17 protein-coding genes, 4 pseudogenes and 1 riboswitch are annotated in these 20,785 nt (G+C 44.3%); of the genes and pseudogenes, 18 read left to right on the plus strand and 3 right to left on the minus strand.

The genetic code is table 11. From position 1 onward, the window contains the following. Positions 1 to 216: 216 nt before the first annotated feature. The 13 genes and pseudogenes from QMK20_RS12700 (at position 217) to QMK20_RS12760 (ending at position 11,638) form a co-directional block, all read left to right on the plus strand. A complete protein-coding gene (locus tag QMK20_RS12700) occupies positions 217 to 1,320 on the plus strand; it encodes a DNA alkylation repair protein (RefSeq protein ID WP_283656002.1) in 1,104 nt (367 codons plus the stop codon). Positions 1,321 to 1,498: 178 nt separating this feature from the next. Next, positions 1,499 to 3,088 (plus strand): acetate--CoA ligase, encoded by a 1,590-nt coding sequence (locus tag QMK20_RS12705; protein ID WP_283656003.1) that lies wholly within the window; start codon positions 1,499 to 1,501, stop codon positions 3,086 to 3,088. Between the two features lie 46 nt (positions 3,089 to 3,134). After that, entirely contained in the window at positions 3,135 to 4,367 is a 1,233-nt protein-coding gene (locus QMK20_RS12710) for an aminopeptidase (RefSeq protein WP_283656004.1), read from the plus strand. A 217-nt stretch (positions 4,368 to 4,584) separates the two neighbouring features. Beyond that, positions 4,585 to 5,172, plus strand: a complete 588-nt coding sequence (locus tag QMK20_RS12715; RefSeq protein ID WP_283656005.1) for a TetR/AcrR family transcriptional regulator — start codon at positions 4,585 to 4,587, stop codon at positions 5,170 to 5,172. Between the two features lie 143 nt (positions 5,173 to 5,315). Continuing rightward, a complete protein-coding gene (locus QMK20_RS12720) occupies positions 5,316 to 5,942 on the plus strand; it encodes an HXXEE domain-containing protein (protein WP_283656006.1) in 627 nt (208 codons plus the stop codon). A gap of 120 nt (positions 5,943 to 6,062) precedes the next feature. Next, positions 6,063 to 6,845, plus strand: a complete 783-nt coding sequence (locus QMK20_RS12725) for a DUF4309 domain-containing protein (protein ID WP_283656007.1) — start codon at positions 6,063 to 6,065, stop codon at positions 6,843 to 6,845. 161 nt (positions 6,846 to 7,006) lie between these two features. Then, positions 7,007 to 7,534, plus strand: coding sequence for a TetR/AcrR family transcriptional regulator (locus QMK20_RS12730; protein ID WP_044645890.1), 528 nt, complete (start codon positions 7,007 to 7,009; stop codon positions 7,532 to 7,534). Between the two features lie 69 nt (positions 7,535 to 7,603). Continuing rightward, positions 7,604 to 8,560, plus strand: a complete 957-nt coding sequence (locus tag QMK20_RS12735; protein ID WP_283656008.1) for an SDR family NAD(P)-dependent oxidoreductase — start codon at positions 7,604 to 7,606, stop codon at positions 8,558 to 8,560. A gap of 170 nt (positions 8,561 to 8,730) precedes the next feature. After that, positions 8,731 to 9,318 carry a sulfurtransferase TusA family protein gene (locus tag QMK20_RS12740; protein ID WP_283656009.1) on the plus strand — a complete coding sequence of 196 codons (588 nt, stop codon included), beginning with the start codon at positions 8,731 to 8,733 and terminating at the stop codon, positions 9,316 to 9,318. Beyond that, a pseudogene (locus QMK20_RS12745) lies at positions 9,315 to 10,218 on the plus strand (rhodanese-like domain-containing protein). The gene QMK20_RS12740 and the pseudogene QMK20_RS12745 overlap by 4 nt, the downstream one beginning before the upstream one ends. A 63-nt stretch (positions 10,219 to 10,281) precedes the next feature. Next, positions 10,282 to 10,772: pseudogene (locus QMK20_RS12750) on the plus strand (sulfite exporter TauE/SafE family protein). Positions 10,773 to 10,806: 34 nt separating this feature from the next. After that, positions 10,807 to 11,295 (plus strand): DsrE/DsrF/DrsH-like family protein, encoded by a 489-nt coding sequence (locus QMK20_RS12755; protein WP_283656010.1) that lies wholly within the window; start codon positions 10,807 to 10,809, stop codon positions 11,293 to 11,295. 76 nt (positions 11,296 to 11,371) lie between these two features. Further along, a complete protein-coding gene (locus QMK20_RS12760; protein ID WP_044645886.1) occupies positions 11,372 to 11,638 on the plus strand; it encodes a metal-sensitive transcriptional regulator in 267 nt (88 codons plus the stop codon). A gap of 206 nt (positions 11,639 to 11,844) precedes the next feature. Here QMK20_RS12760 and QMK20_RS12770 read toward each other — a convergent pair whose 3' ends face one another. Next, a complete protein-coding gene (locus tag QMK20_RS12770) occupies positions 11,845 to 13,017 on the minus strand; it encodes a right-handed parallel beta-helix repeat-containing protein (protein WP_283656011.1) in 1,173 nt (390 codons plus the stop codon). A gap of 93 nt (positions 13,018 to 13,110) precedes the next feature. Further along, a riboswitch (TPP riboswitch) is annotated at positions 13,111 to 13,220 on the plus strand. Between the two features lie 63 nt (positions 13,221 to 13,283). On the opposite strand from QMK20_RS12770, the gene thiM reads away from it, so the two are divergent. Together thiM and QMK20_RS12780 are read left to right on the plus strand one after the other, a co-directional pair. Next, positions 13,284 to 14,090 carry a hydroxyethylthiazole kinase gene (gene thiM / locus QMK20_RS12775; RefSeq protein WP_152643786.1) on the plus strand — a complete coding sequence of 269 codons (807 nt, stop codon included), beginning with the start codon at positions 13,284 to 13,286 and terminating at the stop codon, positions 14,088 to 14,090. Between the two features lie 294 nt (positions 14,091 to 14,384). Continuing rightward, positions 14,385 to 16,253 carry a fibronectin type III domain-containing protein gene (locus QMK20_RS12780; RefSeq protein WP_283656012.1) on the plus strand — a complete coding sequence of 623 codons (1,869 nt, stop codon included), beginning with the start codon at positions 14,385 to 14,387 and terminating at the stop codon, positions 16,251 to 16,253. A 110-nt stretch (positions 16,254 to 16,363) separates the two neighbouring features. Here QMK20_RS12780 and QMK20_RS12785 read toward each other — a convergent pair whose 3' ends face one another. Beyond that, positions 16,364 to 17,551, minus strand: a complete 1,188-nt coding sequence (locus QMK20_RS12785) for a macrolide family glycosyltransferase (protein WP_283656013.1) — start codon at positions 17,549 to 17,551, stop codon at positions 16,364 to 16,366. 157 nt (positions 17,552 to 17,708) lie between these two features. Between QMK20_RS12785 and QMK20_RS27670 the strand changes: the two are divergent. The 3 genes and pseudogenes from QMK20_RS27670 to QMK20_RS12795 all read left to right on the plus strand — a co-directional run. After that, positions 17,709 to 17,937, plus strand: a pseudogene (locus tag QMK20_RS27670) (efflux RND transporter permease subunit); the annotation flags it as partial. Between the two features lie 185 nt (positions 17,938 to 18,122). Beyond that, on the plus strand, positions 18,123 to 18,836 hold the full coding sequence (locus QMK20_RS12790; protein ID WP_283656014.1) for a glycosyltransferase family 2 protein: 714 nt from the start codon (positions 18,123 to 18,125) through the stop codon (positions 18,834 to 18,836). 419 nt (positions 18,837 to 19,255) lie between these two features. Then, positions 19,256 to 19,449, plus strand: a pseudogene (locus QMK20_RS12795) (transposase); the annotation flags it as partial. Positions 19,450 to 19,844: 395 nt separating this feature from the next. Here QMK20_RS12795 and QMK20_RS12800 read toward each other — a convergent pair. Beyond that, entirely contained in the window at positions 19,845 to 20,711 is an 867-nt protein-coding gene (locus QMK20_RS12800; protein WP_283656015.1) for a MurR/RpiR family transcriptional regulator, read from the minus strand. Between the last annotated feature and the right edge of the window lie 74 nt (positions 20,712 to 20,785).

The following is a 20,785-nucleotide window of genomic DNA, read 5'->3' on the forward strand; positions in this document are numbered from 1 at the left end:
TGAGAAACTTTTCACCCTGGGAGTGCTTCCCCGCAATTTATAAGCCACGCATACAAAATGTCAGGTCCTCATCATGGGGCCTGGCATTTTTAGTATGTCTGGCTTCTCCACGTCGAGACAGATCATTTTGGTGCTGGTGTTGGAGCGCTGTTTATGGTTATCATAGACGAAGGTATGAATCTATCGTTTACATTCGGATACAAAAGGAGATACAAGATGGCTGAACCTTTAAAAAATATATACACAGAGGATTTTCTTCGCCTTTTCGGTGAAAGAGTACAAACGGCGTATAGCTCGTTTGATACCCAGGGATTTATCCATCAGGTCATGGACGAATCGTGGAATGAGCTGGAGCTAAAAGCACGGATGCGGCGAATTTCACTAACATTGGGGACGTTCTTGCCCAGTCGTTATGAAGAAGCCTTGGCTGTCCTTTTTGCTATAGACGAGCATTGCAGTGGTTTCCCGTACTTATTTTTTCCTGACTTTGTGGAGGTGTATGGGCAGGGAGAGGAGCATTGGACGCTCTCTATGGAAGCGCTGGAGCGTTTCACACAGAAGTCATCTGCGGAGTTTGCCGTGAGACCCTTCCTGCTGCGCGAACCGGAACGGATGATGCGCCAGATGACGGTCTGGGCGGTTCATCCGAGCGAGCACGTCCGCCGTCTTTCCAGCGAAGGCTGTCGTCCACGGCTGCCGTGGGGGCAGGCGTTGCCCATATTTAAGCGCGATCCCGCTCCTGTATTGGCCTTGCTGGAACTGTTGAAAGCCGATCCCTCACTGTATGTACGTAAAAGTGTAGCCAACAACCTGAACGACATCGCTAAGGACCATCCCGAAGCAGTCATTGCAACAGCTCAACGATGGAAAGGTACGCATCCCGACACCGACTGGATTGTACGCCACGGCTGCCGCACCCTGATTCGCAAGTCCAGCCCCGAGGCGATGGCGCTGTTTGGTTATGCCGAAGAAACGAACGGATCCCCGTTAGTTACGGAAGCGTCTTTTACCGCCGATCCGGCTGTGTTAAAGCTCGGTGATAGCTGTGAGCTAAGCTATGCGCTTCAACTTAGGGAAGGTGAACCAGTGCGAGTTCGCATCGAATACGGCATCGACTTTGTGAAGGCAAGAGGACAAGTCTCGCGTAAATTATTTTTGCTTTCCGACAAAAACGTACCCGGAGGAACCCGTCTTACAGGTACGCGAACACACCGTTTCGCAGACCTGACGACCCGCCGCCATTATCCAGGCGCACACCGTATTACACTGCTTGTGAACGGACAGGAAGCTGCATCTTCGGAAGTGGAACTCCAGTTTTAAAAGCTTTATAGCAGCAGAGAGAAAGAGTCTGAAACCTGGCTCTTTCTTTTTGTCGTTCGCTTCTACGGACTTTATTTTTTTCAAAAAAATGAGTCTGGTATTAGAACCTGGTACTAAGACGTGTTATAATAAGTTTAGATCGTGGCTCTCATCTTATGTATAAAGGGGAATGTACAATTTGACAAATCAACAGCAATGGCTTGCGCCTGAATATTACAATATGACTTCGGAAATGGAGCACCATGACGCTAGCAAAACAGCACTCAAGTGGTTAAGCGAAACAGGAGACTACGAGGAAATCACCTATGGGGAGCTGCTGAAAAAAGCTAATCGACTCGCTGGAGGACTCGCAGGACTGGGATTTAACAAAGGAGACAGGGTTCTGGTCGTAGTACCACGTCGCATTATTGCGTATGTGATTTACCTAGCATGCTTAAAGCTGGGACTTGCCGTTATTCCTTCTTCCGAAATGCTTCGGGCCAAGGATATTGCCTATCGACTTCGCCATTCGGAAGCGCGCGGAGTGATTGCCTGGACCGGAGTAACAGGTGAAGTGGACAAAGTAGACGGGGATTTGCCTTCTCTGGATTACCGTATCTCGGTTTCCAGCGACGACACCGTAGCTGAACCCGGCTGGCTGGAGCTGAATGAGCTGATGGTTGGACAGGAAGATACCTTTGAAGCTGTGAAAACGCACCGGGATGACATGGCAATTCTGGCCTATACCTCCGGTACCACGGGAAATCCTAAAGGTGTCGTACATAGCCACGGCTGGGGATTTGCCCATCTGCGGATTACATCCCCTTGGCTGGATATCCAGGCCTCGGATACGGTATGGGCTACAGCTGCGCCAGGATGGCAAAAATGGATTTGGAGTCCGTTTCTATCCGTATTGGGAAATGGAGCCACCGGATTCGTATATAATGGTTCGTTTCGTCCGGGTCGATATTTACAGCTCATGCAGCAGCACGGAATTCAAGTGTTGTGCTGTACCCCAACGGAATACCGGATTATGGCGAAGACGGATGGTCTGGATCAATATGATCTGTCCCAATTGCGCAGCGCAGTTTCTGCGGGAGAGCCACTTAATCAGGAGGTCATTAACAAGTTTCAGGAGCAGTTCAACATTACTATTCGTGACGGTTACGGCCAGACAGAAAGCACTTTGATTATCGGTAATTTGAAGGACGCGCCATTGCGCACAGGTTCAATGGGGAAATCCATTGCGCCGGGACTGGTTGAGATCGTAGACGAGGACGGTGTTCCACTGGCTCCGGGTCAAGTGGGCGATATTGCAGTGCGTGCTGATCTGCCGGCATTATTCCATACGTATTACCTTGATCCAGAGCGCAAAGGTGTCAGTGTCCATGGAGACTATTTTGTTACAGGAGACCGGGCGCGCAAGGACGAGGATGGATACTTCTGGTTTGAAGGACGCGGTGACGATATCATTATTAGCTCCGGTTATACCATCGGTCCCTTCGAAGTGGAGGAAGCGCTCATGAAGCATGACTCTGTACAGGAGTGTGCTGCCGTAGCCAGTCCTGACGAAATCCGGGGACATATTGTAAAAGCCTACGTTGTACTCAAAGCCGGAGTAGAAGGATCACCTGAGTTGGTGAAGGAACTGCAACATCATGTGAAAGCATCGACAGCACCTTACAAGTATCCAAGAAAAATAGAGTTTATTCAGGAGCTTCCCAAAACCAGTTCGGGTAAAATAAGAAGAGTGGAGCTGCGTGAACTGGAGAAGCAGTCTGTACTGTAATTGTAGATTGTAAATATCATGAAATGCGGAACAGGAGCGTGGGGAAATGAGTTCATTTGAAGCATTGCTGGAGCAATATGCAGAACTGGTCGTAAAAGTAGGTGTCAACATCCAGCCCGGACAGGTGTTTTTGGTCACTGCACCACTGGAAACCGTGGAATTTACGCGGCTGATTGTTAACAAAGCCTATGAAGCAGGAGCCAAATATGTGCAGGTGGAGTTCGAGGACGATCAGATTACGCGCAGCCGTTTTGAGCATGGTGACGAAGCCAGCTTTGATTACTACCCGGCCTGGAAGGCAGAAATGCTGGAAAAACTCGCCGAGGAGGGTGGAGCCACGCTAACAATCAAGGTGCCGAACCCGGATCTGTATCAAGGCATTGATCCGCAAAAAGTATCGCGTGCAACGAAGGCGGCGGTAACGGCGAGAGAAGGCTTTTCCCAATATACCCGAAATCATAAAATCAGCTGGTGTCTGATCAAAGCACCCACGAAGGCTTGGGCGGATAAAGTGTTTGCTGATGTGGCGGAAGAGGACCGTATTCGTGTCATGTGGGAAACGATTTTCCAAATGAACCGTGTGGATGGCTCCGATCCCGTTCAGAATTGGCAGAATCATCTGAAAAACCTCGAACAGCTGCAAGACAAGCTGAATCATAAAAAGTATAAAAGCCTGCACTACCGCGCGCCCGGAACAGATTTAAAAATCGAACTGGCCGACGGACATATTTGGCGCAGCGGTGGTGCTGAAAACGAGCGTGGAGACTACTTTGTGGCGAATATGCCGACAGAAGAAGTATTCACAATGCCTAAACGTACAGGTGTAAATGGTTATGTCACCAGCACGATGCCGTTAAATTTGAACGGACAGCTGGTGGATCGCATCACATTTACCTTTAAGGATGGCAAAGTTACCAAATATACAGCGGAATCCGGCGAGCAACATCTGACTCATTTACTGGCTACGGATGAAGGGGCCAGCTATTTGGGTGAAGTCGCGCTGGTGCCGCACGATTCGCCGATTTCCAATCTCAATCGCATCTTTTACAATACAGGGATTGATGAAAATGCCTCCTGTCACTTGGCGCTCGGCAGTGCGTATCCGTTTAACCTCGAAAAAGGAACACAAATGAACCGGGAAGAGCTGCTCCAGAACGGTGCCAATGTCAGCCTGACCCATGTTGACTTTATGATCGGCTCGGCTGAGCTGGATATTGACGGCGAGCTGCAGGACGGAAGTACAGAGGCTGTGTTCCGCAAAGGAAATTGGGCGATTTAAACCTTTTCTCAATCTCGATTAAAGCAACCCGCAAGCGATCTTATTCGTTTGCGGGTTTTTGTATATGCTAAATATCAAACTGTGCTTGTATTGCGAAATATAAAGTGCTAAACTGAGTTCAAACATAAATTTAAACATTGTTTTAAATTATGTTTGATTTATAGAATTCTGGTCTATTCAATCCGCTCTGATTGGACCAGGTAAGAGGAGGAGAAGTATGAATCACGTAGACAAAAAACAGCAAACCAAAGAAAAAATATTACACGCTGCGCTTGAATTCATTAAAAAGGAAGGTTTCGAGGCCGTTACAATCAGGAAAATTGCCGACCTGTCGACCACCAATATTTCTCTGGTTAATTACTATTTTGGCTCTAAGGAAAATCTGCTCAGTGAAGCCATTGAAGTGATATTGACTGGCTTTCAGCACACTTTTTCTATTTTGGACGATACAGCAATCCCACCCCAAGATCGACTGAAACAATTTTTGTTTGATTATTTACAGGTCATTCGGCAATACCCGGAGCTGCTCTCACGAGTCATTGTCATGGGCAGCACGCCCTTCACATCCCAACAGGAATACGGAAGGTTTTTAAACATGATGGGATTCCCCAAAGTGCAAAGTACGATCAAGGAGCTGACAGGTGAGCAACGGCCAGAGCGATTGTTAGCAATGATGCTGCAAATATTTGGGGCTATTTTTCTTCCCGCATTGATGAGCCCGATTCTTGAATCCGGAGCGGCTGTGGAAATGCCTTCAATCGAGGAACAATTAAACCTGTTGTTTGATAGATATTTTGATAAATGAGCATTTTGCAACAATCCCAAGAGCGATTTCAAATTAGCAATATATAGATCAAAACGGTCTAGTTTGTCTATATATTCTAATTTTAAGCGTTGGGAATCGAATGATGCAAAATGCTGAAATCATAAATGACTGGAGTGAATACTATGAATTTTCTGAGAAAATACTGGCAGGACGCAGGGGCTATCATTGGTGTGATCGTATGTATTGGTTTACTTATGAACAGGGCCATCTTTTCGGATATAACGGGAATTTTATGGTTAAGCTTTGTAGCCATCCTTTTTCATCAATTTGAGGAGTATCGCTGGCCTGGATATTTTGCCGGTCTATTTAACAACGTCATGTTTAAAAGTGAAACCCCGGATCGCTACCCCTTAAACACCCAATCAGCCATGATTATTAATGTGTTGATTGCCTATGTGTTTTATTTACTCCCGATATTATTTCCACGCGTGGTATGGCTTGGACTCGCACCTGTTTTTATGGGCTTCTTCCAGGTAGTCTGGCATGGCATTGTTGTGAATATAAAAGCAAAAACCTTATATAATCCTGGTTTATTGACGGCAGTGCTCGTGCATGTTCCGGTCGGAATCTGGTACATTCATGATATTGTGGAGTACAATGCACCGGCCCTAACAGACTGGATCTGGGGGACAATCTACTTTGCTTTTGCTGTATATATCTTCATCATAAAAGGGAATATGTGGTTGAAAAACAGCAATTCTCCCTATCCTTTTTCTCAACAACAGTTAGGATCGTACTATCGTAAATAGTGTATGTTGGATGATCTTCAATGTCCTTGTTTACAAGTTGGAAACAAGTAGAGGTATTCTGGAAATGTGGTTAGGTTACACTTGGTTTGTACCTCATTGAAACAAGGAAAGAGTGATCTCATGATAAAACATTCACATCAACCACATGAATCAAAAAAGCTACCCTATAAGCTAATAACGGCTACTGCTTTGATGGCTATCAGTTTCGTTGTCATCACCGGATGCGGCAATAGCGGAGAAGCAAAATCAACTGCTCCAATTACGGAAGGCGCGGTTGCACCATCTACCGATTCTACGGTTCAGCAAACGGGCAACAATAGTAAGAGTGCAGATGCGAACAAGCAAGGTTCGGACACAGACCAGCAAAGTCCGAGTCCAGCAGGTTCCCAGGATACCGGAAAGGTGTCTGAGCAAGGCTCAACCTCGGCCCGTCAGTCACCTGCCAGCAGTGCAGCGCCATCTAATAACACACACGGTTATCCAGCAAGCATACTCAGCGCAGCCAAGCAGGGGACACTTCCGAATTTGCCCAAGGGTCTTGGTTTGGGAACGGGCAGCGATCTTTTGTTCGAGCTGTGGGGAAAATCCGAGTCAGGCTCTACCGGTCATCTGCGGAGCTACGCCAAGCATCATACGGATATCGTACTGGATGGAAGCGATAAAGTTACAGAGATTACATCATCCGATCCATCTTATAAAAAGCTGGTTATCAACGAAGTCATTAAGGAACTGGGTAAGCCGACCGAAAGGAACGACACCTCCAAAGACGTACCGGATACAGCAGAAGTCAGTTATACCATCAAAAATACTTCCGGGCTTGATCAGTATTTAGTATTTTCCTATCAGACAAAAACACAAAAGGTCAACTATGTCAGATTGTATTTTAACTCCATGACTCCATAATCTGAGACACAATAAAAGAGTCGCTTCCGTAGCCATCCCGGAGGCGACTTATTTTTTCTGAGCGATTGCTATTGCATTTTCGTGTAGTGTCATTTATATTGGATTTAGTAATTGATCAATCACTAATCTGAATCTGTGTTGAACAAAAGGATGGAGATTTCATGACCAAAGCTACGTCAACATCAATAAATCGCCAAAAGGAAATCATATCCGCCGCCATTGAAGTATTTGCAGAGATGGGCTACTATCGTGCGACAACAGCCAAAGTGGCTGAACGGGCCAACATTTCTCAGCCGTATGTTTTCCGTTTTTTCGCTACCAAGGAAGCTTTGCTGATTGAAGCGCTGAAGGTTTCATTTGCACGCATCATCGACTCTTTTCACCGAGTTATTCATTCGGTTTCGTCTGAACGGCTAGAGCAGGAGCTTATTGCAGCATATTCGCAAATTATGGTGGAATACCGCAATGAGATTCTTTTGCAAATGCAGGCGCAGACAATCCACGAGGACGTGGTTGTGAACGTGATGCAGCAGGGATTTCGTGAAATTCATGCGGCGGTATATGATGCCTTCCGCCAGGCAGGTATTGAACAGGCATTGGAAAGAACGATGCTTTTTCTGGCCAGAGGCATGCTTTGTAATATCTCAATGTCGCTGGATTTGCCGGAGTTGATGAAAATAAACGATTAACCTCGTTTATTTTAATGTTATGTAATTGATCAATCACTAAATAATTATTCTATTTAAGGAGTGTTCACAATGAAAAAAGCAATCGTATTAGGTGCAACCGGAGGAACTGGGTTGGCAATTCTACATGAACTTCTCAACAGAGGCATTGAAACCATCGCCTTCGGACGTTCTTCCGACAGGCTCCAGCAATTACAAGCATCATTAGGTCAGCCAAAGCATCTGTCTGTTTATAAAGGCGATGTATTCGATCCGCATCAGGTTAGTGCTGCGGTTAAGGATGCAGATGTCATTTTCCAATGTGCGGCTGTTCCATACCACGAAATGGAGGCACGCCAGCTTCCTTTGGGGGAATCCGTCATGGAGGCAGTCAACCGTTTAGGGAAGAAAATAGTCATCATAGACGGAATTTATCCGTACGGCAAGGCATTGACCCCTTTAGTGAATGAGGAACATCCCAAAAACCCTCATACCCGCAAGGGAAAAGTCAAGCTGGAATTTGAAAATCTTATATTCAGTTCCCGCTGGGATCATGCACGGCCTATGATTGCAAGATTGCCTGATTATTACGGACCTACCGCCAACAAATCCTCTTATTTAGGATTGACTATGGAGGCTGTGGCTGCTGGAAAACCGGCTATTTTCATAGGAGGCTTAAATGTCCCACGCGAATATGTGTATCTGCCCGATGCAGCAGTGATGATCGTGGAATTAGCCAGCCTGGAAGAAGCTTACGGTCAAAATTGGAACATACCGGGAGCGGGTGTGATTTCCGGCAAAAAGCTTGTTCAGATTGCACAAAAAGCGAGTGGTAAAATTAAACCTGTCTTTCCGCTGCGAAAAACCGCACTTCGTCTGATCGGATTATTTAATCCGGTGATTCGTGAAATCGTAGAGATGCTATATCTGACCCAAACACCTGTAGTGCTGGATGGTAGCAAATACGAGCGTGTTGTAGGGGCTATACCCAAGACACCTTTTGAAACAGGTATAACGGATACCATACTCGCATTGAAAAAATGTCAATAATATCTATGATGAGGCTATATCAAGGGGACTCATTCGTGCAACTGTGAACGCCAACTGCCAAATAGGTTGACAAAGAGAGTGCGATTCGTTATTTTTATACCCATAGGGGTATATGTATAATGAAAATTTTAGATTACATTCCCCTCAAAAAATAAGCGGAGGTATGTACAATGTCATCAACTAACATCCAAGCAGATCAAATTCTGGATTGCATAGGACTTGCTTGTCCCATGCCCATTGTCAAAACGAAAAAAGCCATGAATGAACTCAATGCCGGGCAGGTTATCGAAATTCAAGCCACGGACAAAGGTTCACTAGCCGATTTACAGAGCTGGGCCCAAAACACCGGACATCAATATTTAGGCACTCTTCAATCGGGAGATGTGATGCAGCATTATTTACGTAAATCCAATCCCGATGAAACGAAGGAAGAACAGACCTTTCCATGGACGATAAGCCATGAAGAATTACAGACGAAACTATCCGCAAACGAGAAAATAACGTTGCTCGATGTCCGTGAGCCCGCAGAATTTGCTTTCAAACGCATCCCCGGCTCAAAATCTATTCCTCTCGGAGAGCTGGAAAGCAGACTCGATGAGCTAAATGTAGATGAAGAAATCGTAGTGATTTGCCGCACCGGAGTCCGTAGTGACCTGGCCTGCCAGCAATTAGCAGCCAAAGGCGCCCAAAACGTCAAAAATGTGCCTTTAGGCATATCCGCCTGGACAGGTGCGACTGAGGGGAGCGAATCCTTATGAATACCACAACAAAAATCAACGCCATGACAGCGCAGGAATTGACCAAAATTATTTTGAATCAAGAACGTCTCTTTATTGTAGATGTCCGCAACGAGAGTGATTTTAACAATTGGAAGGTGGAAGGCGAACAGATTGAGATTATCAACCTTCCGTATTTCGATTTGCTGGATGGCGTTGGCCATGTACTGGAGCAAATTCCCGATAATGAACCCGTGTTAGTCATCTGCGCCAAGGAAGGGTCTTCTATATTTGTCGCGGAACAGTTGGTTGCAGCTGGGCGGGCCCAACTATTTTACCTTCAAGGAGGGATGAAAAGCTGGCGGAGAGCGTAGGGGCAACCTATTGGCTGCCATCCAAAGACGCTGAAGAGCTGACCTTTGATTATGCCAAGCTGGAAGATGGTCATGCCATTACGGTTGGTAACACAACGATTAACATCCAGCCGATTTACTCTCCTGGTCACACCATCGGCAGCACATCCCTAATTGTGGATCAGCAATATCTGCTGACCGGAGACATTTTGTTCATTCAATCCATTGGCCGTCCAGATTTGGCGGGGAAAGTGGAGGATTGGGTTGGCGACCTGCACACCACACTTTATACCCGTTACAAGGATTTGCCGGAAGATTGATCGTACTTCTTGCGCATTTTGGCAGCATCACGAAGCTGGGTAAAGGGGGTAAAGTTTCGGCACGATTAGCAGACATTTACCAGACGAATCCGGGTTTAAGCCTGCAAAGTGAGACTGAATTTAGAAATAGAGTGACTGCTAACTTACCAGAACACCCTAATGCCTATCAAGAAATTCGGCAGACCAACATGGGAAAAAAAGCACCAACGGAAGAAGAACAGCGAGACATGGAAATAGGACCTAACCGCTGTGCCATACATGACAACTAAAGTGGGTGCATGATGGATATTCTTCTGTATGGAATTATGGTGCTCCTGGGTCTGATCGGCGGAATGGTATCTCATTTTCTGGACGAACAAGTGATCAATATCATTTACGGGATGCTGGCGATGATCGCCGTCGTGCTGATGTTTATACCAAATAAAGGGAAACTCGAACAATCCACAAGCGAAATTACGTTTAACAAATGGATTGCGGTGGGGTCTGCCTTTTTGGTCGGTATCATATCAGGCGTCGTAGGTGCAGGAGGGGCATTCATTTTATTCCCATTATGTTAACCGTGCTCAAGATTCCTACCCGAACGACCATTGCATCCTCACTCGCTATTGTGTTCATTTCCGCCATTGGCGGTGTGATTGGTAAAATATCAACGGGCCATATTCCGATTATCGTAACTGCTTTTACGATATTGGGGAGTTTGATCGGCGCATCTCTGGGATCCAAATGGAGTGCGAAAATCAATCCAGTTATTTTGCGATACAGTTTAGTGGTATTGATCCTTCTTACTGCCATTAAAATTTGGAGTTCCATATTAGGAGTTTAAATAAGAAAGTTGTAGTGAAAAAGGAGCTTACAGGATGAATCAGGAATATACTCAGCAAAAAACAACCATCGTATTATTTAGCGGGGAGCTGGATAAGGCTATCGCTGCATTTATTATCGCGAATGGTGCGGCAGCTTACGACCATGAAGTGACCATCTTCTTTACGTTTTGGGGGCTAAACACGCTGCGTAAGGAGGAACTCGTACGCACAAATAAGGGGCTACTCGAAAAAGCCTTTGGCTGGATGATGCCGCGTGGACCCCAAAAGCTTGCATTGTCCAAAATGAATTTTGCAGGACTCGGCCCGCAGATAATCAAGCATGTCATGAAAAAGCATAATGCGCTTTCCCTTCCGCAGCTTATTGAGCTGGCACAAGAGCAGGGAATCAAGCTGGTGGCCTGCACCATGACCATGGATCTGCTAGGGCTGCAACAGGAAGAGATGATGGACGGTTTGGAATATGCCGGAGTAGCTGCCTACCTGGGGGATGCTTCGCAAGGCAAGGTAAATCTATTCATTTAGGGTGTCCTAATTATTTTTTTGGTTTATAATATACCTATACATGTATATGATTAAATCAAAAAGGAGTCTATACCTTATGGATTACAATTATAGTGATGAACTGAAAACGCGCCTGAGAAGAATTGAGGGTCAGGTGCGTGGGGTACTTCGTTTAATGGATGAAGGACAGTCCTGCAAGGACGTAGTAAGCCAGTTATCTGCCGTACGCAACGCATCAGATAAAGCGATTGCCCAAATCGTAGCAGAGAATCTGCAACGTTGTATATTGGAAGAGCAAGAAGCTGGTGGAGATACAGATAAACTTGTTAAGGAAGCGATTCAGCTTCTAGTAAAAAGCCGTTAAGGAGGTCATTTTCGGTCAATTGCTGGAAAGACAACACGAGCTTGATCCGAAGTAAGAAAAGATTATGGTATGCAGAAGCGGAAACCGCAGCGGGCTGGCATGTGAATTACTTGGCGAAAAAGGTTTTCATGCGGTTAATATGATCGGTGGCATGAATGAGTGGACAGATACAACGGTATAAGCATAAAATTTTTCTTAGGGCAATATTATTTCAAAAAATTATTGCCCTCTATACATAAGGAATACTGAACATAAGTGCCTAAATTTTGATTGAAATAAACACGATTTTGAGAAGTTTCCTTCGTAACCCGAATGCCAAAATCCCCATTTCCATTGGATATGATTTCATTTAAATGAATGCTGGATTGTTGAACATCCGTTTCCAGATAAATACCGTTCGAATCACTCGTCCAATCACGAATTTTACCACGCCCTTTCCATGCTCCAAAATTAGAAATGTTATTACTGGAAATATTGATTTTAGAACATCGCAAAACCTGGATGCCCGAGAAATCAGGATGATCAATCGTGTTGAACATCACGTTAATACCGCCAGAGAGCTGATCCAGTTCAATGCCAAAAAAGCGAGTGTCCAAGATAATATTATAAACAATCTCTAATCCATGGTATCGACTGCTTAATGAAATAGGGTGCTCTAAATTGCGGGAAACACGAATACCTGAATTGATCGAACGAAGGATGATGTTCCTTTCAATGCGATTGTTATAAGCGGGCAATGAGTAAGAGATACCGGAGAGAGGAGAATCCTTAATGAGATTGCCCAATACTTCGGAATCACGGCACATATAAAAAGAGATCGAGGAGCCAAATACATTGTTATAGCGCACTTTACCATTTTTCTGAAGAGAAAAGGATATGCCATCCCCTATAAAATCAGAATATACGGTGTTATTTTCAAACACATTTTCATTATCGAGATGATTTTCTTCTACTGCTGCAATCGTTTCTGCGCCTGCTGCCACCTTTGGACCAGCAAAGTATACGGCAAAAATACTTGCAGTACCTAAAATTTTATTTCCTTCAATGCGGGTACGGTTAGAGGATGCAATAACAAGAGCTGCTTGAGCAGAGTGAGTTAATGAATCTAGGGTTAAACGGGTAATTGAAACATCATTGGCGTTAATTGTAATTAAGTCCTTTGAAGGATCGGTTTGACGGAGTATCGTATGTTCAACGGATTCACCCTGTATTTTTGTAGCATGATTTTGAATCAGCACAGTAGAAGAAACATTGTAAATACCGTTTTTCACAAAAATATTTGTTTCATTGGATGCTAAGGCTTCAATTAGAGAAAGGTAGTCACCCGATCCATCAGCGGCTACAACAGCAGACGGGGAGGAGGCGATAGATTTGTCCAAAAAGTAAACCTCCAAACGTTTTCTACATATTGCGATCCATGTCTTTATGGCAATTACCTGTTGATTTTTGTACGACGAACCCGTAACATTAGAAAAAAATATAACGGGAGCCTGTGGAAGCAAGCTGAGAGTACGACTAAGCCGTCGTAGACCGTGTGAACCTGTTGGATAATGCCAGCGTAGGGATATAAGTGTATACATATGTATAAGCCAACAGCCTTTCACAGGTTCCTGAAGAAAGAAGGTTGTTTTTTGTGTTAGATAATATGGCTTTGTTGCTACAAAATATGCGGGATACGAATCCGCTCATTCACAATATAACCAATGTGGTCGTCACCAATTTCACGGCGAACGGACTGCTCGCGCTCGGCGCTTCACCAGTTATGGCATACGCCAAAGAGGAAGTCGCAGATATGGCCCGAATTGCAGGGGCGCTTGTACTTAACATCGGTACGTTAAATGAAGAACTCGTAGAGTCTATGATTGTGGCTGGTTTATCGGCTAATGAACATGGGGTACCCGTGCTGTTAGATCCCGTGGGTGCGGGAGCGACTCCATTCCGCACAGCCTCCGCCCTCCGTATTCTGGATCGGGTCAAGGTGGATATTGTTCGTGGTAACGCTGCTGAAGTTGCACAAATCATTGGCGAAGACATGCAGATTAAAGGTGTCGATGCTGGAGAAACAGGTGATTTGAATATTTCACAACTTGCAGTCAAAGCAGCCCATCAACTGAATACCATTGTTGCAATCACCGGCAAAGAAGACGTCATTACCGACGGCCGTATAGGGTGGATCATTGAAAATGGCCATAGCCTGCTTACCAAAGTTACCGGGGCTGGTTGCCTATTAACTTCGGTACTGGGCGCTTTCACTGCTGTCGAAAACGACAGGCTTACTGCTGGTATGGCAGCGCTTGCTGTATATGGTGTTGCTGCTGAAATGGCAGCGGAACGAAAAGGCACGGAAGGACCAGGAAGCTTTCAGATCGAGCTGCTTAATATGCTGTTCGCTATAACGCCGGACGATGTACGCCAGTACGGTAGGGTGCGCCCGCTAGATCGGATATTCTGAAATCAAGCATAAATCATACGATTATCTTTGGTATCCGCGCTGGGCGCGGTTTTTTATGTATGCAAGTCCTTGTTCTTCTATTGGGGCAAGAGCTTGTACTGATAGTCTGGGAACGGAAGTACAACTCAATGGAGTCGATCAGTCTAAACATTTCCTATAAATATTCCGATAACTATTAAATGGGCACCTACTGCTCATGCCAAATATTGCCAATTATGTATTGCAGCAGTGGATTTTTGTAAGCTTGCTTACTGGTTAGACAAATACATATTGTTATCAAGGAGAGCATAGATCATGAATAAGAAGCGCTTGCGCCAATGGATGGCTCCGTTCGCAACGGCTACACTGATTTTAAATACGGGATATGGTATCTGGGGAGGGACGGATGCGGTGGCGAGCCAATCCGCTGCTCTGAGTATTGCACCAGCAGAGGTGAGCAATCTGACAGCGGTTCCGTTAGATACAACAAGGGTGAATTTGTCTTGGACCAACCCGTCGGACATCAATTTTGACCATGTAAAGGTGATCGGTGTCAGCACCGACGTGTATGTAGATAACATCCTAAGTAACTCTTATACGCTGAGCGGCTTACAGCCGAATACGACATATACCTTCCGAGTGAAGACGGTGGGTAAGAGTGGTAATGAATCTCAAGGTACTACAGTACAGACTAAAACAGCTTCCGTTGATGCTCCTGTAGATAAGACACCACCAGGAGAGGTAAGCGGGCTGACAGCGACGAATGTGGGTTACAACGCTTTTACTGTGAATTATATATTGCCGAAGGATGCTGACCTGAACCAAGCCATTATCTATTTAAATGACAAAGAGGTGCAGCGAACTACAGGGACGTCCTATACGTTCAGTGGATTGATTGCTTCGACAAACTATAAGGTAACAGTTAAGACAGTGGACAAATCCGGCAACATATCTGGAGGGGTCAATATTCCGGTTACGACAACAGCGCTCACCGTCGATACAGTGCCAGAAGTAACAGGAGCTTCAGTGACATCAGTTAATAACTATAGCGTTACTGTTTCCTGGACGAGGCCCAGCGGAATTAGTACGGTCAGTCTGTATAAGGACGGACAACTGGTAACCGATTCAACAGGAACATCCTATACATTCAACAATCTGTCGGCAAGCCAGACATACACGTTTATGATCAGGTCCAAGCGAAGCACAGGTGCATTGTCCTCCGGTGTGAGGCTGACTGCCACAACGAACAGCACGTCCTCCAATTCGTCGGAAGTATCCAATCTTGAAGTAGATAGCAAGAGTGATACCTGGATCAAAATTACTTACGATATGCCGAGTCAGGCCGAAAAAGTGAAAATATATGTTGATGGTGATTATAGGGGCACTACATCCTCTGAATCCTACAAAATTACGGATTTACGTGAAGGACGCTGGTATGAGATTAAGGTCACAAGCGTAAATAGCAGTGGAAGGGAATCTAGCGGTGTAAAGATCTCAGAACGTGCAGATAGTTATAGCTATTCCTCGTCTTCATCTAGTTCATCCAACTATGAGAAAGCAAGAGATTTGATGCGAATTGCGGAAAACAGTTTGAACGCCTCCGACTGGCGGTCTGCCAGAGACGCAATCAGTGATCTGCCGAGCGGGACACGTAAAAGCGACCTTCTGGATCGGCTGGAAGCTATTCGCAATAGAGCGATTGGTACCAGTAGCTCATCGACCGGGACAAGCTCAGCTACATCGACTTCTGGCACAGCGTCTTCATACTCTAACAATGCGTTTTCCTCATATTCAACTTCATTCACCCTGACACCAGGATCTACATCAGCTTATGTCGATGGGCGTACTACGACGATGGCTCAGGCACCACGAGTGATAAATGGGGTAACGATGGTCCCGCTGCGCTTTATCGGTGAACGTGTGGGCTACCAAGTGAACTATGATAAAGCGACCAAAAAGATTATCATGAATCGCCTTACCGATGGCAAACAAGTGGTGCTTCAAGTCAAGAATTCGACCCTTGCAGTGTACGAGTTAAACAATTCTCGGAATTACTCGACGAACATCACAGCTCCGGTTATTATTAACGGGCACACGCTGGTTCCATTACGAGTCATTAGTGAGCTTTCGGGCTATCAGGTGAACTATAACGCTGTATCCAAACAAATCACGATTACAAAATAACTGCTTCTGTAAAAACAATTTCAAAGTAATAGTTTGGAACTCAGCTTGTCGAGAAACCCGGTCATTTCCATGACGTAGGGTTTCTCTTTTTTTGTATGAAAGCCCGCGATTTACGCGAGTTCTTTTTCAAGATAAGCATCAATTTTTGCGAGGGCTTTTTCTGTCCCGCCGGATTGCTGGAAGCTATCATTTATTTTTTGTATTCCTTTTTTATACGCTGCGTTCGATATCACTTCATGTACAGCCTCTCTTAACGAATGTGCATTGATATGCTCTTTGGTTATTCGATAGCCAGCTTGAAGTTCCGTTAACCGCTGCGCGACCATCGGCTGATCCTTGTCCTGGGGCAGTACGACCAAGGGAACATTGAAGTGAATCCCTTCATTCACGCTGTTCATTCCACCATGAGTAATAAATACATCTGCATGACGTAATACCTCCAATTGGGGAACATAAGGAGAAATAATAAAGTGCTCAGGGGCCGGATTGATTTTCGTAAAGTCAGCCTTCTCACCAGCTGCAATCACAACCATGCCTTCAAAATCGGAAAAAGCTTCAATACAGGTGTTAAAAAAGTCTTCAACATGATCCAAAACTGTTCCCATCGAAATATACAGAACCTTGTTATTTTGTAATACATCCAAAGGAAAAGAATGTTCCCCTTTGCGCTCAGGGAAGCTCGGACCGATAAAAAGGTTCTCCTCACCAAAACGGTCACCGTCCGGTTGGAAATATCGGCTGGTATATACCACATTCAGCTCCCCTGAATTGTTCATAAACTGAACCATATCCTCAGGAGCAACCCCGAATCTTTCTTTCATGAGATGCAGTGAAGCCGTGGCATGTTCATCAAGCTGAAATGGCACTTTTGCTTCGGAGCTAAAGAGATTGCTAGCCATCCGATTATTTGAAATTAAAAAGGATGGTGATGAAGCAATACCTGGGATATTCAAATAATCTCTAACTAACTCACCAGCTCCGAATCTATCATAGAATACAAAGTCAAAATCAATATTTTCGGATAACTTCTGAGTAATTGCCAATATGTCCAGCGAAGTCTGAATATGAATGTTCAAAAATGCGTTCAATCCGGCCGGAGATGCAGTGTTGATGGAAGCAGTCCTGATCAGATCGGGGTGCAGGTGAACCGTTGCTCCAACTGCTTCGAGTCTGTCCTTGTATTTCTCAGTTGTAATGTAATGTACCTGATCTCCCCGTGCTGCAAAGGCCTGCGTAATCCCTATCGTAGGGTTCACATGTCCTTCTGCCGGAAAGTTAACCATTAATATGTGTAGCATTCATCATCACTCCTTTACGCATCGTTAGAGACCTCAGTTTTCACTGAATCTCTCTATCTATAATAACAATAATATTTATATTTTCAAATGATATCCTTTCAATATTCCTCTTAAGGTCTCTCAGCATACCGTAAGAAGCCATCTATACTGTTGCGAACTTAGCAGCAGCTCTGCCCGTTTCCGTCCGATTTTGCTTACCTCGAACTGCGATTGTCGGGATGATCCCCCATTGCTACGTTGGGAGAAATTCTATTCAAACTGTTGGGCAGCGACTATTATATTCGGCCTGATCTTTTCAACCATTCTAACACTTTTTGTGGTACCTACTCTTTTATATGGTTGTAGCTAATCTGAAGCTGAAACGGAAGCATAAGAAGGAAATGTAAACAAATAACGATACAACGAATAGTAAGAGTAGTCTTATTCATCAAAAGCAGTATAAACAGATTTTAGATGGTACCAAAGGAGAGAATTGTATAGGTGTTGTTTTTTATACTTCTCTATTAGCCTACACCCTATTCTATTCTTGTTCATATGATGAAAGACAAACAAGTAGAAAAGAGGGCGACCCTTGAATAAAAAAGAGACCAGAAATGGTGTTTCCATTATTGCATGTACCAATCGTCCGCAATTTTTTGACAACATTCTGCAAAATTACAGAAGACAGCGTTATAAAAGTAAAGAGCTTATTATCATTCTGAATAATGACAGCATGAACCTGCAGTTATACCGAAACCGCGTTAGGGGCTCTGCCCATGTTACCGTATATCAAGTTCCTGAAAACATATCATTAGGGCAATGTTTAAATGCTGGAATGACGAGGGCCCGACTCTCGTTGGTCGCTAAATTTGATGATGATGACTACTACTCGCCGTTTTACTTGAAAGAGCAGGTTAAAGAGCTGAAGCGCACCAAGAGTGATATTGTGGGCAAGCATTCTTGTCTTGTTTATTTGAGTGCTTCCAAGAAGCTTTTGATCAGATCACCTAAAGAAGCGAATAAACATGTAGAATTTGTACAAGGTGGTACCATTCTATTTAAAAAGGAAGTATTAAAAAAGGTTCGTTTCACCGACCGCTCAATCGGGGAGGATGTAACCTTTTTGAGGCAATGCAGAAAAAAGGGATTCAAAACGTATGCTACATCTCCTTTCAATTATGTATACCAGCGGAGACAGAACAAAAAGAGCCATACGTGGAGAGCGGGAGACGATTTTTATATAGAAGGGAGCCGATTGGTAGTGATAACGGATCATTACCGTTCGATCGCAGACAAAGAGGTTTAAAGAAGAGATAGCAAAACACTTCAAGTACCGATGGCCTGCTCATTCTACTGGATAAAGGTGCAGGTTACTTACGGGGAGATATCCGATACGTCAAAAAGTTATCCATATTTGCATCCTTGGCCAAGAAAATGGGGAGAGGGCTGCAAATGGCTTAAGCGGTTTATAGGAAGTTACATTTTCGTCTTTCGTAAAAAATTTGAATGCCGGAAATTATATTTAACCACTAATGTCACTCGGCCTTAAGCTAAGAAGACAAGGGACAAGAAGGGATGGTATGTTCTGTCACGATATGGAGAAGGCCCAAAGAGTTATCATAGTGGCATCTAAGCGTTCAAATTCCTTAGAAATAAAGAGGTCTGAGCAAATATTAGTTAAATTTTAGAATTCAATAAGAGTGTATTCTAACAAATTTGTTACCCGACTTCGAAAGTGTAAGGATTGATGCGACCATTGTTCGTGTCCATCAGCACGGAGCCGGAGCAAAAGGGGGCCGTATTTTCAGGCTATAGGAAGGTCCCGAGGCGGACTGATCACTAAAATTCACGCCGTTGTGGATGCTTTAGGTAATCCGCTGCGCTTAGAGTTGACGGCGGGACAGCGTCACGACTCCGTCATGGGCTACGAAATGCTAATCGCTTTGATAAATTGACATGTACCTTCAAGGCTTTTTTGACGTTGGCTTCGATTATGATCTGGCTTGCTTAGGTTTGAATACACGCCCTAAACGTAACGCTAGTACGGGCATTATATTGACAATGGATTTAACCATTGATACACACAGTCGCCACATTGGCGGCTTTCTTGTTTTAAGGTTCTCGGTTTTTGCATGAAAACACTGGTGATCATCGCTCATTCAAAATTACATCGTTAGCAGATATCTTTTTAAGCCATTTGTAGTAGCCTTCGCGTGAAAACCTCTGCAGTCTTAGGATCCGTTCTAATGGTTACGTCAGCCTCCTTTTAGCCACTTCTTTATCTATGAAGACGAAGGAGAGGATTCAATTCATTCTATACATCATTCATCATGTCATTGGCATAGAACTTTTTAAACGATTCTGTTGCGGTTTGCATGTTTTTCAAGTAGTCGATTTTATAGATACAGGAGTATATAACGTTTAACACGTAGTCAAAGGCGATTTGCGAAGAAAATGTACCAATCTTGGCAAGTTTCACTTCGTCATTAGGAACCTGTATACAGATCGTACTGAGATTTGCCAATTCACTTTGATTGGTCGCTGTGATCGTTATAAAAGGGATGTTCTCGCGTCTGAAATGTTGAGCAACTTTTATATAACTCGGCGACTTTCCATGGTAGGTTAAGAAAATGGCGCAATCTCGTGGTGTAAGATTGATGGTATGGTGAGCCCATTCGGATAGCTCGGTGGCAATGACTACATATTTGTTGATTTTAAACAATTTATTCTGAAAACTTTTCGCTCGGATTTGTGAATCGCCTAAGGCATAGATGAAAATTCTTTCTGCTCGATCCAGCAACTGAGCTGTTTGTGACAGCAAGTCATCATCCATAAATGCAAAGTTTTTTTCAATGGTTTCCTTCATTAATTCCGCAATCTCTTTTGCCACCTGAAGTGAAGACTCACCCAAACTGAAAGGGTAATTGGGGTCCACATTGGAAATGTTCTGGGTGTTTTGCTGGAATTCCAGAGCAAGTTTGATAATGAACTCCTTGAAGCCAGATAGTCCAAGTTTATGAGTTAAACGGTTAATCGCGGAATGCGAGGTATACGTAACTTTCGCAAGTTCTTGAACAGTTAAGTGAAGGATACGTTCCTTATGAGTCAAAATATAGGAAGCGATGCTTTTTTCATTTGGTGTAAAGTTATGCATGTCTGATAATTGCGTCAGTATTTTCAACAGGTTCACCCCAGCTTAATTGAAATAACGTGGATCAAGAACATCAAATAAACATTTTGTTTAAAAATAAACCG

Source organism: Paenibacillus sp. RC334 (assembly GCF_030034735.1).
Lineage (GTDB): Bacteria > Bacillota > Bacilli > Paenibacillales > Paenibacillaceae > Paenibacillus > Paenibacillus terrae_A.